This is a genomic window from Streptomyces sp. NPDC041200 (assembly GCF_055591805.1).
In genome coordinates this window covers 55,302-67,863 of sequence record NZ_JBVIZF010000005.1, presented here as the reverse complement: position 1 = coordinate 67,863, position 12,562 = coordinate 55,302, and the positions used below count along the sequence as shown (strand labels likewise).

Genomic DNA, 12,562 nt, shown 5'->3' with positions numbered 1-12,562 from the left:
CCATCGGCGCCCGTATCCTGATCACCATGACGGAGCCGACCCTGTTCGACCTGCTGCGGGAACAGCGCACCGGCGCGCTCGTCACCCTCAAGCGCGACGGCCGCCCCCAGCTGTCCAACGTCGCCTACAGCTACGACCCGGCCGAGCACCTCATCCGCGTCTCGGTCACCGACGACCGCGCCAAGACCCGCAATCTGCGCCGCGACCCGCGCGCGAGCTTCTACGTCACCAGCGGCGACCGCTTCTCCTATCTGGTGGCCGAGGGCGACGCCGAGCTGACGCCGGTGACGACCGACCCGCACGACGCCACCGCCGACGAGCTGGTCGAGGTCTACCGCGACATCCAGGGTGACCACCCGGACTGGGAGGAGTTCCGCGCCGCGATGGTGGCCGACCGGCGGCTGGTGGTGCGCCTGCGGGCCGACCGCGCGTACGGCTGGGGCCGCCACACCGGCCCGCTCAGCGGCGCACTGGACTGACGCCCCCTCGGCTCGACCACTGACGCTCCCCCTCGGCCCGGCCACCGAAGAGCCACCGGCTTCGTCCCGTTACGGTCGGCTTGCCCTGGCAGATTCTCGCTCTGCCGCCACTCGCGCACCGGCACCCACTGCGCGCCTCTCAGCTGAGCGCGCCTGAAACGATTTGAGCGGCGCTGAACTGTCGTTCGACAGCGTGGTGAGGCAACCGCACTCCCCCGGCCCGCACATCAGCCCGCACCCGCTCGACACGCGGCGTTCCGCCGGGCCACACCTCGCACACGCGACAATGAGCCACCGAATGACTACTTGTAGCGACCGGAAGTGCTCGATCAACGTGCGTTCCCGACCTGCGGGGCGTAGAACTCCGTCCGGTATCTGCAAGCACGAGCAAGGGAGTGTTCGATATGCGGAAGACGACAGGAGCAATCGGCGGCCTCGGCGCCGCGCTGGCCATGAGCGCCGCGCTCGGCCTGGGGGCCAGCGGCACGGCACACGCCGAGTCCGCGACGCCGAAGAGCCTGTATCCGCCCTCCGCGCTGGTCCTCAGCATCGGCCACGGACCCGACGCGTCCTCGATGGCCGTCCAGCGGGCGGTGACGGTGAGCTGTCAGCCCACCCCCTCGGGTACCCACCCGGCGCCCGCCCGGGCCTGCGCCGAACTGCGCGCCGTGAACGGTGAGTTCTCCACGCTGACCGAGGGCACCGAGTCCGGCCGGGTGTGCACCAAGGAATGGCGGCCGGTGACCGTCACCGCGGAGGGGATCTGGGACGGTCAGCGGGTGGCGTACGAGCACACCTTCGCCAACACCTGCCTCAAGAACGCGGCCCTGACCCAGGTCTTCGAGTTCTGAGCCGCCGCTTCTGACCGGCCGCGCAGACCACTCGGCCCAAGGGAAGCGAAGGCCCCCGGACACCGTCCACGGGTGTCCGGGGGCCTGTCCCTGTCGGCAGATCGGCCGGTCAGCCGGTCAGCCTGTCGGCCAGTCGGCCAGTCGGCCAGTCGGCAGGTCAGCCGATCTCGGCTCCGTACGCCTCCAGCGCCTCCGGCACCGGCTGGAAGAAGGTCTCGCCACCCGAGGAGCAGTCGCCGCTGCCGCCCGAGGTCAGACCGAGCGCGGTGTCGCCCGCGAAGAGCGCGCCGCCGCTGTCGCCGGGCTCGGCGCAGACGTTGGTCTGGATCAGCCCGCTGACCGAGCCCTCCTGGTAGTTGACGGTCGCGTCGAGGCCGGTGACCTCACCGTCGTGCACCTGGGTGGTGGAACCGCTGCGGGTCACCTTCTGGCCGACGGTGGCCTCACCGGCCTTGGAGATGGCCTGGGTGTCACCGTTGTAGAGGTTCACCTCGCTCGGGTGCGGGACGTCCTTGGTGTACTTGACCAGGCCGTAGTCGTTGCCGGGGAACTCGCTGCCCTCGTTGGCCCCGATCTCGGCACCACCCTGCGAATCGGACCAGCTGTCGATGGACGCGGTGCAGTGACCGGCGGTCAGGAAGTACGGCTCGCCGCCCTTGACCACGTTGAACCCGAGCGAGCAGCGCCCGCCACCACCCCAGATGGCGTCGCCGCCCGCGAGGAAGGTGGAGAACTTACCGGCCGAGCGCTTCACCTCGACCTTGTCGCCCAGGCTCTTGGCGACCTTGGTGAGCGTGGCCATCCGGCTGCCCTTGACGCTGCTGTCCGCGGTGACGACGACCTTGTTGGCTCTGGGGTCGACCGACCACGAGGTGCCGGGAATGGTGGCCTTGTCCTTCAGGGTGGTGCGCGCCTGCTTGAGCTGCGCCAGCGTGTGCTCGACCACCTTGGCCTCGGCGCCCGCGTCGGTGACCCGCTCGGCGGCGGCCTTGTTCACCACGTTGACCACGAGCTTCTTGGCCTTGGCGTCGTAGTACGAACCGACGGTGTCACCCTTGAGTGCCGACGTGAGGGTGCCCGCGAGCTTGCCCGCGGCGTTCACCGAGAGCGGGTGGGGCTGCGGCTCGGCCGGGGCGGCGTTGGCGTTCTGCAGGGTGAGGGCGGCGGCGACGAGGGCCACGGCTCCGGTCCCGGCGATGGCGGCACGGCGCTTGGGTATGCGGCGGTGCTTCAACTCTCTGTCCTCCAGTGGGGGGTTGGGCCGTCGGCAGTGGGGTGCCCGGCCCGGAGGGCGTACGACACGGGGCGCGCCTGCCCGTACGGGAGCGCGTCCATGCCAAATTGCGCCGCCGAGTATTCCCAGCGCCGCCGGGGGCGCACAAGACCGCGTTCACGTCATCTGCGTGAAATTTTTGGAGCGTCCATCCTCATATCCGGACATGACGGTGCCCGCGCGCCTCTATCGGGCACGCGGGCACGGGGTTTACGGCCGGCGGATCACCGCTCCACGGCACGCTCCTGTTCACGCACCGGCTCACGCTCCGTCAGCGTGGGGACGGCCGGAGCGGGCGCGGCCTCCTGCTCGGCGGGCACCGGCTCCTTGGCGCCGCCGCCGTCCGACCGGGCCGCGCCCGGGGGCTGGTGGCCCCGCTCCAGGAAGCGCAGCAGCTCCACCGGTATGGGCAGGACCAGCGTGGAATTCTTCTCGGCGGCGACCGCCATCACCGTCTGCAGCAGCCGCAGCTGGAGGGCGGACGGGGTCGCGGACATCTGCTCGGCGGCCGCGGCGAGCTTCTTCGACGCCTGCAGCTCCGCGTCCGCGTTGATCACCCGGGCCCGGCGCTCCCGGTCGGCCTCCGCCTGCCGGGCCATCGACCGCTTCATGGTCTCCGGCAGCGACACGTCCTTGATCTCGACGCGGTCGATATGGACGCCCCAGCCGACGGCCGGGCTGTCGATCATCAGCTCCAGCCCCTGGTTGAGCTTCTCCCGGTTGGAGAGCAGATCATCCAGATCGCTCTTGCCGATGATCGAACGCAGCGAGGTCTGGGCCATCTGGGAGACCGCGAAGCGGTAGTCCTCGACCGCGACGATCGCCTCGGCCGGGTCCACGACCTTGAAGTAGACGACCGCGTCGACCCGCACGGTCACGTTGTCGCGGGTGATGCCCTCCTGGGCGGGCACGGGCATCGTCACGATCTGCATGTTCACCTTGCGGAGCCGGTCGAAGACCGGAGCGATCATGGTGAAGCCGGGCCCCCGGACATCCGAGCGGAGCCTTCCGAGCCGGAAGACCACCCCCCGCTCGTACTGCTTGACCACGCGGGCCGCCGCCAAGGCGCAGACGACACCGGCACAGGCCAGGATCACCACCACTGTCACGAGTGCATCGAGCATCACGGCCACCTGCCGTCCGAATCGCGAATGATGCCCCACCCGGGGTACCGATGTCCACGATAGTCCCGCCCCGCCCGGCCCGGGAGGCCTGTGGATAACCCGGGAAACCCCCGCCCGGAGGACCCGGGCGGGGGTAGGCGTCGGATGGCGCGCCAGCCGTATTCGGTAGGTGTGCCGTACGGGTCCTAGTAGACGCTCACGCCATACGCACTCAGCGCCTCGACGACCGGCTGGAAGAACGTGGTGCCGCCGGAGGAGCAGTTGCCGCTGCCGCCGGAGGTGAGGCCGAGGGCGGTGGAGCCGGAGTACAGGGGGCCGCCGCTGTCGCCGGGCTCGGCGCAGACGGTGGTCTGGATCATGCCGTACACGATGTCGCCGCTGCCGTAGTTGACGGTGGCGTTCAGCGCGGTGACCCGGCCGCTGTGGGTGCCGGTGGTGCTGCCGCGCCGGGTGACCGTCTGGCCGACGGTCGGGTTGGCGGCCCGGGTGATGTCCTGGCTGCCGACGGTGCCCTCGGGCGTGACGGAGCCGCTGTACCGGACCAGACCGTAGTCGTTGGTCGGGAAGCTGGAGCCGGACGTCGGGCCGATGGTGGTGGTCTTGCCGGAATTCGACCACCAGGTGCCCGCACCGTCGGTGCAGTGGCCGGCGGTGACGAAGTAGTTCGCCCCGCTGCTGTTGCGTACGTTGAAGCCGAGTGAGCAGCGCCAGCTACTCGCGTAGATCGCGTCACCGCCGGAGATCAGCTTGTTGATCTTGCCGGGGGTGCGCTTGACCTCGATCGCGTCGGCGTTGCTGCCCGCCGCGTCCTTGATCTTGGCTATCTCGCTCTGGGAGACGGTGCTGTCAGCGGTGACGACCAGGGTGTTGGTCGCCTTGTCGACATACCAGGCGGTGCCCGCGACATCGGCGCTCAGCACGGCGTCACCCGCCGCCTTGGCCTCGGTCGCGGTGAAGGTGCGGGCCGCGTCGTTCCCCGCGTAGGCGGCGGGGGCGGCGAGCGCCGTCCCGGCCACGAGGGCCGAGGTGGCGGCGATGAGGGCGATGCGTCTCGCCTGGGGGCCGTGGGGGGTAGTGCGCTTGATCCTCAACTCTTCCTCCGAGGGAATCGGGGGTCTGCTTGGGTGGGCAGGCCCGTGAGGCGCAGTCAGCGAGCACACCGGACGGGAATTTTCCGACGTGCCCCTGACAACCGCTGCCCGGAAGTATTCGCGGCGCCGGTAGCAAAGAGCAAGAGGACAATTCGGAAACCCACCGGGCACACGCCACATGGCCCCGGCACCTTTCGGCCGCCGGGGCAGTGCGCCCGTCCCTCGGACACCCAGTGGGACGGGCGCGGCGGCGGCCGGGTTCCACTTGGTGGCCGACCGGATGGTCCCGCCCCCGGCCGACCGCTCCGGTACCGCCTATTCCGGGGCGGCCGGGAGGGAAAGCCCCAGATGGTCGCGGAGGGTGCGGCCCGAGTACGCGGTGCGAAAGACGCCACGTTCCTGGAGCAGCGGAACCACCCGGTCCACGAAGTCGTCGAGCCCGCCGGGGGTCAGATGCGGCACAAGGATGAAGCCGTCGGCGGCCTCCTCCCGTACGAATCGCGCCATCTCACCGGCGACCGCGTCCGGGGTGCCGATGAACGACTGCCGACCGGTCGTCTCGATGACGGTCTGCCGGATGGAGAGTCCCTTCTCCTCCGACAGCGCCCGCCACTTGGCGGCGATCTCCAGCGGATCGGCGTGCCGCACCCGGCCCTGGACGAGCTGGGAGCCAGGGTCCGGGTCGATGTCCGGAAGCGGCCCGTCCGGGTCGTATCCGGAGAGGTCCACGCCCCAGATCTGCTCCAGGGCGAGGATCGCGTTCTGCGGCGAGACCTGCTGCCGCCGGATCTCGGCGGCCTTCTCCTGGGCCTCGGCCGCGGTGTCGCCGAGGACGAAGGTCACCCCGGGCATGATCTTCAGATTGCCGGGCGCCCGGCTGTACGCCGCCATGCGCCGCTTGACGTCGGCGTAGAAGGCGCGGCCCGCCTCCAGGGTGCCGTGCCGGGTGAAGATGATGTCGGCGGCGGAGGCCGCGAACTCCCGGCCCTCGTCGGAGTCCCCGGCCTGGATCACCACCGGGTGGCCCTGCGGGGAGCGCGATACGCCGAACCGCCCCTCGATGTCGAACTGCTCGCCCCGATGGGCGAACGGCCGCTGCGGGCCGCCGTCCGGCCAGGAGTCCCACAGCTCGCGCGCGGCGGCGACGAACTCGGCGGCCCGGGTGTAGCGGTCGGCCCGGTCGAGATAGCCGCCGCGCCGGAAGTTCTCGCCGGTGAACGCGTCGGATGAGGTGACGACGTTCCAGGCGGCGCGGCCCCCGCTGAGGTGATCCAGCGAGGCGAGGCGGCGGGCGAGTTCGTACGGCTCGTTGAAGGTCGCGTTGACGGTGGCGGCCAGGCCCAGCCGGTCGGTGATGGCCGCGAGCGCGTTCAGCACGGTGATCGACTCGGGCCTGCCGACCACGTCGAGGTCGTGGACGCGACCGTTGTGCTCCCGCAGCCGCAGCCCCTCGGCGAGGAAGAAGAAGTCGAACAGACCGCGTTCGGCGGTGCGCGCCAGATGTTCGAAGGAGGAGAACTCGATCTGGCTTCCGGACCGCGGATCCGCCCACACCGTGGTGTTGTTGACGCCGGGGAAGTGCGCGGCCAGATGGATCTGCCGGGGCTGGTGGTCGGTCATCGGGCGTTCTCCCTCGCGCGGGCGTAGCGGTTGGCCGGGCGCGGCCGCCCCAGGTGCTCGCGGAGCGTCGTACCGGGATAGAAGGTGCGGAAGAGCCCGCGGTGCTGGAGCAGCGCGACCGTGCCGTTGACGAACCGCTCCAGGTCGCGGCGCGGGACCACGGGGGTGATGTGGAAGCCGTCCACGGCCCCGGCGGAATGCCATCCGGCGATCAGGTCCGCGAGGTCGACCGGCCCTCCGCGGTACAGCGGCGGAGCCCCGTCCCGGGCGGTCAGCGGCCCCTGGGCGGTCAGCGGCCCCTGGGCGGTCGGCGGGCCCTGGGCGGGGTCGGGCTCGGCCGCGCCCTCGCCGTCTCCCAGGTCCACCGCGACCGACGCGAGCACGGTGAGTACGCCCGGGTCCCGGCCGTACTCCGCCGCTCGGCGCCGCAGTTCGTCCCGGGCCCGGCCCGCCTCACCCGCGTCTGTCGCCCGTACGGAGACCACATCGGCGTGGCGGACCGCGGTGTCCCAGGCCGCCGGGTCGGTGGCGTCGACGGCGACCACCGGGTGGCCCTGGGGCGGCCGGGGCACGATGGCCGGGCCGCGCACCTGGAAGGTGGCGCCCTCGAAGTCGACGTAGTGCAGCTTGTCACGGTCGACGAAGCGGCCGGTGGCGGTGTCGCGTATCTCCGCGTCGTCCTCCCAGCTGTCCCACAGCCGGGCGGACACATCGGCCACCTCGCCCGCCTCCGCCCAGAGTTCGGGGGCGGGGGCGGCCGGGCGGCGGCCCACCAGCCGCGCCTCCGCCTCCGTGGCCGACACCGCGACGGTCCAGCCCGCCCGGCCGCGGCTCACCCAGTCCAGGGTGGCCACGGCGGACGAGACGTGGAACGGCTCGGTGTGGGTGGTGGTGACGGTCGGCACCAGGCCGATCCGTTCGGTGGCGGGCGCGACGCGCGCGAGGACGGCGAGCGCGTCGAGCCTGCCCTGCCCGTCCCCCGGCGGGCCGAACGTGTCGTCCAGGGTGACGAAGTCGAGCACACCGCGCTCGGCGAGGCGCGCCAGCTCGATGTAGTACGGCGCCGCGTACTGGTCCGTGCCGTCGATGGCGGCGGCCAGATGCAGCGGGCCGGTGGGTGGGGCCATGGTCAGAGGCCTTTCGTGGGTCGGAGCCGGTCAGAGCCGGTCGGGGGCGTTCAGCTGGAGGGCAGGCCGCGCGGGTTGATCTCGGACTTCTTCACCGCCTCCCGGGAGAGCCCCCACCGCTTCAGCACCCGGGCGTACGAGCCGTCCTCGATGATGTGGTCGATGGCGGCGGCGTACGCGTCGACCAGCCCGCTGCCCTTCTTGGTGGTAGCCGCGATCTTGCCCTGGATCAGGTCACCGCCGCCGGAGATATGGCCGACGATCTGAGTCTGGCCCGCCGAGGCGACGTGATAGGCGGCGCTCGGGTGGGGGCCGAGGTAGGCGTCGATGCGCTTGGACTGGAGGGCGAGGTAGTAGTCGGTGTCCTTCTGGAAGTACTTGATGTTGACGGGCTTGCGGCCCGCCTTCTGGTTCTCCTTGCTCCAATCGACCAGGATCTTCTCCTGGTTGGTGCCGGAGGAGACCGCGATGGTCTTGCCCGCGACGTCCGCCGGGTGCTTCACCCGCCAGCTGGTGCCCTTGGCGGCCTCGAAGGCGAGGTCGTCCAGCCGGTAGGTCGCGAAGTCGTACTTCTCCTTGCGCTCCTCCGTGACCGTGACGTTGGAGAAGACGGCGTCGAACTTGGAGCTGTCCAGGCCGACGAAGAGGTTCTCCCAGGAGACCGGCTCGAAGTGGACCTTCAGTCCGAGGGTGTCGGCGACCAGGGTGGCGAGGTCGATCTCGGAGCCGATCCGGGTCTTGTCGTCGGTCGCGTAGAAGCCGAGCGGTGGCGAGGCGTCGGCGCTGCCGCCGAGGCGCAGCGTGCCTCGGCGGCGGACCGCCTCGGGCACCTCGGCGGCGATCGCGTCGACCTTCTTGCCTCTGACGCGGTGCTGGTCCGGGCCGATGTTGAGGCCGCCGCTCTTGCCGTTCGACCCCACCGTCTCCTGGACGTCGCCGTCGCCGCAGGCGGCGAGGAGGCCCGAGGAGGCGGTGGCGGCGAGGACGGCGAGAAGGGCGCGGCGGGTGGTCACGGGGGTGCTCCTTGCGTACATGGGGGTGATCACAGGACCGTTCACAGGACCTTGGAGAGGAACGCCTTGGTGCGTTCGTGCCGGGGGTTGTCGAGCACCTCGGAGGGCGGGCCCTGCTCGACGATCCGGCCGTCGTCCATGAAGACGACGGTGTCGGCGACCTCGCGGGCGAAGCCGATCTCATGGGTGACGACGATCATCGTGGTGCCCTGGTCGGCCAGGTCCTTGATGACGTCGAGGACCTCACCGACCAGCTCGGGGTCGAGGGCCGAGGTCGGCTCGTCGAACAGCAGCAGCTCCGGTTCCAGGGCGAGGGCGCGGGCGATGGCCACCCGCTGCTGCTGCCCACCGGAGAGCTGCCGGGGGTACGCGGACGCCTTGTCCCCGAGGCCGACCCGGGCGAGCAGGGTCTCGGCGGTCTCCACGGCCTGCTTCCGGGAGCGGCCCAGGGCGGACACCGGGGCCTCGGTGATGTTCTCCAGGACGGTCAGATGCGGGAACAGGTTGAAGTTCTGGAAGACGAAGCCGATCCGGGTGCGCTGTTTGAGGATGTCGCGCTCGCGCAGCTCGTACAGCTTGTCGTTCTTCCGGCGGTAGCCGACCAGCGCACCGGCGACGCTGACCCAGCCGCTGTCCACCTTCTCCAGGTGGTTGATGGTGCGCAGCAGCGTGGACTTGCCGGAGCCGGACGGGCCGAGGACGACGGCCACCTCTCCGGTGCGTACCTCCAGATCGATGCCGCGCAGCACCTCCAGCGGCCCGAAGCTCTTGTGGACGGAGCGGATGTCGACCATGGCGGTCATCGGGTGGCTCCCCGGGAGAAATGGCGCTCGACGTAGTACTGGGCGATCGAGAGCAGGGTGGTCAGGATGATGTACCAGACGGTCGCGACCATCAGGAGCGGTACGACGCGGCCGTTGCGCCCGTAGACGACCTGCACCTGGTAGAAGAGTTCGCCGATCGCCATGACGGAGACGATCGAGGTGCCCTTGAAGAGGGAGATGACCTCGTTGGCGGCGTTCGGCAGGATCGAGCGCATCGCCTGCGGCAGCACGACGCGGCGCAGCTGCCGCAGCCTGGGTATGCCGAGGGCGGCGGCCGCCTCTAGCTGTCCGGCGTCGACGGCGATGACGCCGCCGCGCACGATCTCGGCCGCGTACGCCGCCTGGTGCAGGGCGAGTCCGAGGACGGCCGCGCTCATCGCGCCGACCAGTCCGGCGGTGTCGAAGGAGAAGAAGCCGGGCCCGAACGGGATACCGAAGTCGAGCTTCTTGTAGAGATAGGTGAGGTTGAACCAGAAGAGCAGCTGGACGATGAGCGGGATGGAGCGGAACGCCCAGATGTAGGTGAACGCGACCGACTTCAGGAACGGGCTCCTGGACAGCCGCATAAAGGCGAGGACGATACCGAGGGCGAAGCCGAGCGCGGTGCCGTAGAACGTCAGCTGGAGGGTGATCCAGACGGCCTTGAGAATGGTCTCGGTGGTGAAGAACTCGGCGAAGACGTCCCATTCCCAGCCGGGGTTGGTGATCAGCCCGTGGGCGAACTGGGCGACCAGTACGGCCGTCACGGCGACGGCGACCCAGCGCCAGGGATGGCGTACGGGCACGACCTTGAGCGCGGAGTAGTCCTCGGGGCCGGCGCGTTCGGGCGCTTTGCTGAGGGGTGGATCAGAGGTCAGAGACACGGGTGTCCTTAGGGGAAACGGGATTTTCGGGGGGAAGCGCCGTTTTCGGGGGCGGTGCTTTCGGGAGCGGTGCTCGGGGGCGGTGCTTGCGAGAGGCTCAGACGGTGAGCGAGGCGCGACAGGACAACGCGCGCAGGCTCAGCAGCAGGGCGCGCGCGGTCGCGTCGTTCTGCCGGAACGCGGGGGCGTTGGTACGGGGCCGGGCGAAGGCACCGGACGAGCGGCCGTCGGTGTGCGGGCCGAGCGCGAAGCGGCGCGGATGCGGGCGCCCGGCCCGGTCCAGGACGCGGGCGTCGTCCGGGCTGACGGCGAGCAGCCCCGCGGCGGTGGCGGCCGCGCCGTCCCGGTGGAGCGCGCGCAGCAGCGGATCGCGGGAGCGGTCGACGGTCGGCTCCGGCAGCCGTGCCTCGACCAGGGCGCGGGTCTCGACTCCGCTCCCGGGGGTGCTCGCGCTGTGGGCCCGGAACACCCCGCGGCGCGGGTCGGTCTCCACGGTCAGCCCGGCGCCGAGGAAGCGGACGACCCCGGCGCGGGACAGCGCGAGGAGCTGTTCGAGGCGCGGTCCGGGCGGACCGGAGGCGAGATAGCTGAAGAAGCCGTGCCACCAGCCGCCGTCGCCGAGGTCCCCGAGCCGGGTGAGCTGGCCGTAGACGGAGAGCAGGGCGAGGAAGACGGCCAGGTCGGTGCTGTGCGCGGGGTCGTGGCGGCGGGCGAGATCCGCCTCGATGTAGCCGCGCAGACCGTCCTGGAGGGCGTCATGACCGGGGAAGCGCAGCCCGTCGAGCGGACGGTCGAGGACGTCGAGGTCGAGCCGGTCGGCCGGGTCGGGGACGGCCGCGGCCACCACGGCACGCAGTTCGGCGCTGCCGGGCGGGCAGGCGGCGTAGCTTTCCTCGAAGGCGTTCCAGTCGGTGGCCGTGCGCTCCGGGTGGACGGTGAACAGCCGGTGGTAGTGGGCGAACCCCAGCTCCTTGTCGATCAGTGGCCAGATGTCGCGCCGGAAGTCGAGCGGAGCGGAGCGCCGCAGCAGCGCGTCGACCTGGGCGGGGCCGAAGAAGCGGGGCACGGGAGGCCGTTCGCCGGTCAGCTGGTAGCCGATCTTGGCGTGGTACGGGACGCCTCGGCGCGAGCCGACGTACAGCACGGGTTCGCGCCCGGAGGGCCGGTAGACCAGCTCTCCGGCGGGCCCGCGGTCGTACCGTCCGCCGCGCCCCTCGGTGAGCAGCGCCATCAGGTCGATGAAGGCGAGGCCGAAGCCGCGGACGATGACCGGATCGCCGGGCCGCAGTCGGCTCAGGTCGCTGTCGGCGGTGAACTCGGGCGGCAGATGGACGAGTTGGTGTTCGGCGGCGAACGCGGCCAGCGCCCGCTGCTCGGGGTCGGGCTCGGCGTCGAGATGGCCGAGGGCGAGGACAACGGCGTCCGCGGCGAGCGGGGTGGCGCGCCCTTCCAGCCACACCTGCTGGCGTCCGTCGCGCGGTCCGGTGACCCGTACGGCGCGGCACCGGTGTTCCTCCACGGTGATCCCGGGCGGCAGGGCGGCCACCGAGCGCTCGTACACCCAGCGCAGATAGGCGCTCTGCAGCCGTCGGGTGGCGAAGCTCCGGCCGGTCAGCGCGGCCGCCTCGGCGACGATCTCGGGCGGCAGGGCGGCCAGTTCGGCGGCGGGCAGCGATCCGCCGCGGACGCGGTCGGCCCATTCGGCTAGGGAGGGGCCGGGGCGGACCGGACCGTCCCGTTCCACCGACTCGTCGGTGAACATGGTGACGTCCTCGGCCATGGAGTTCATCCACAGCAGCGGGGACTGGTCGGGGCGCCAGACACGGCCGCCGCCGGGGAGATGCGGGTCGACCAGGTGGAGGATGACCGGGGCGCCGTCGCCGTACAGTTCCGGCGCGTTGGCCGCGATCCGCTCCACGAGCCCGGTGGCGCGCGGGCCAGCGCCGACGATGACGACGGCGTGCGGCGATGGGGAAGGGAGGTCCGGGGTGACGGACATGCGAAGGCTCCGTGAGTTCGTAAGTGAACACACGCATTGCCTTCACACACACAAAAGCCGAGCCCCTCAGCACGGCGTGACGCTGAGGCTACGGCTTCTCCACGGCCCGTTGTCAAGGCCGTCCGGAATGTGAGCGGCGCGTCTCACGGCGGTTGACGCACAAGCGGAAGGCTGCTCCACTTACCCCATGCACTCATGGCAGCGACTGGTCACGCGCGACCACATCGACTTCGGTCGGGTGTGGTCGTCGTCCTGTTCGGGCTGACGCCGCCCGCCTCCGCTGCCCCTTGCTTCTTGA

At 71.0% G+C, this 12,562-nt stretch carries 11 protein-coding genes; 2 read left to right on the top strand and 9 right to left on the bottom strand.

The annotated features are described in order from the left end of the window. Positions 1-26: 26 nt before the first annotated feature. The gene (locus tag ACZ6CL_RS15590; RefSeq protein WP_468936220.1) at positions 27-479 is read left to right on the top strand and encodes a PPOX class F420-dependent oxidoreductase; all 453 of its coding nucleotides are present in this window, start codon (positions 27-29) and stop codon (positions 477-479) included. Between the two features lie 404 nt (positions 480-883). Then, positions 884-1,330, top strand: coding sequence for a subtilase-type protease inhibitor (locus ACZ6CL_RS15585; protein WP_468936217.1), 447 nt, complete (start codon positions 884-886; stop codon positions 1,328-1,330). Between the two features lie 157 nt (positions 1,331-1,487). On the opposite strand, the gene ACZ6CL_RS15580 is transcribed toward ACZ6CL_RS15585, so the two are convergent. From ACZ6CL_RS15580 to ACZ6CL_RS15540, 9 genes are all read right to left on the bottom strand, one after another. After that, the gene (locus tag ACZ6CL_RS15580) at positions 1,488-2,564 is read right to left on the bottom strand and encodes a S1 family peptidase (RefSeq protein ID WP_468936215.1); all 1,077 of its coding nucleotides are present in this window, start codon (positions 2,562-2,564) and stop codon (positions 1,488-1,490) included. Between the two features lie 263 nt (positions 2,565-2,827). Beyond that, positions 2,828-3,727 (bottom strand): slipin family protein, encoded by a 900-nt coding sequence (locus ACZ6CL_RS15575; protein WP_468936213.1) that lies wholly within the window; start codon positions 3,725-3,727, stop codon positions 2,828-2,830. Between the two features lie 185 nt (positions 3,728-3,912). Beyond that, a complete protein-coding gene (locus ACZ6CL_RS15570; RefSeq protein WP_468936211.1) occupies positions 3,913-4,818 on the bottom strand; it encodes a S1 family peptidase in 906 nt (301 codons plus the stop codon). A gap of 315 nt (positions 4,819-5,133) precedes the next feature. Further along, positions 5,134-6,438 (bottom strand): NtaA/DmoA family FMN-dependent monooxygenase, encoded by a 1,305-nt coding sequence (locus tag ACZ6CL_RS15565; RefSeq protein WP_468936209.1) that lies wholly within the window; start codon positions 6,436-6,438, stop codon positions 5,134-5,136. Continuing rightward, entirely contained in the window at positions 6,435-7,565 is a 1,131-nt protein-coding gene (locus ACZ6CL_RS15560) for an LLM class flavin-dependent oxidoreductase (RefSeq protein WP_468936207.1), read from the bottom strand. Before ACZ6CL_RS15560 ends, ACZ6CL_RS15565 begins: the two co-directional genes overlap by 4 nt. A 50-nt stretch (positions 7,566-7,615) precedes the next feature. Continuing rightward, positions 7,616-8,578, bottom strand: coding sequence for an ABC transporter substrate-binding protein (locus tag ACZ6CL_RS15555; RefSeq protein ID WP_468936206.1), 963 nt, complete (start codon positions 8,576-8,578; stop codon positions 7,616-7,618). A 41-nt stretch (positions 8,579-8,619) separates the two neighbouring features. Continuing rightward, positions 8,620-9,372, bottom strand: coding sequence for an amino acid ABC transporter ATP-binding protein (locus ACZ6CL_RS15550; RefSeq protein WP_468936787.1), 753 nt, complete (start codon positions 9,370-9,372; stop codon positions 8,620-8,622). Between the two features lie 5 nt (positions 9,373-9,377). Next, complete coding sequence (locus tag ACZ6CL_RS15545; RefSeq protein ID WP_468936204.1) at positions 9,378-10,265, bottom strand: amino acid ABC transporter permease; 888 nt, start codon at positions 10,263-10,265, stop codon at positions 9,378-9,380. 97 nt (positions 10,266-10,362) lie between these two features. Further along, positions 10,363-12,264 carry an FAD/NAD(P)-binding protein gene (locus tag ACZ6CL_RS15540; RefSeq protein WP_468936202.1) on the bottom strand — a complete coding sequence of 634 codons (1,902 nt, stop codon included), beginning with the start codon at positions 12,262-12,264 and terminating at the stop codon, positions 10,363-10,365. Positions 12,265-12,562: the final 298 nt, after the last annotated feature.

Bases quoted from the DNA above. Each gene is read 5' to 3' on its own strand.
- ACZ6CL_RS15565 (WP_468936209.1), bottom strand. From the start codon at position 6,438: ATGACCGACCACCAGCCCCGGCAGATCCATCTGGCCGCGCACTTCCCC.
- ACZ6CL_RS15560 (WP_468936207.1), bottom strand. From the start codon at position 7,565: ATGGCCCCACCCACCGGCCCGCTGCATCTGGCCGCCGCCATCGACGGC.
- ACZ6CL_RS15550 (WP_468936787.1), bottom strand. From the start codon at position 9,372: ATGGTCGACATCCGCTCCGTCCACAAGAGCTTCGGGCCGCTGGAGGTG.
- ACZ6CL_RS15585 (WP_468936217.1), top strand. From the start codon at position 884: ATGCGGAAGACGACAGGAGCAATCGGCGGCCTCGGCGCCGCGCTGGCC.
- ACZ6CL_RS15540 (WP_468936202.1), bottom strand. From the start codon at position 12,264: ATGTCCGTCACCCCGGACCTCCCTTCCCCATCGCCGCACGCCGTCGTC.
- ACZ6CL_RS15575 (WP_468936213.1), bottom strand. From the start codon at position 3,727: ATGCTCGATGCACTCGTGACAGTGGTGGTGATCCTGGCCTGTGCCGGT.
- ACZ6CL_RS15590 (WP_468936220.1), top strand. From the start codon at position 27: ATGACGGAGCCGACCCTGTTCGACCTGCTGCGGGAACAGCGCACCGGC.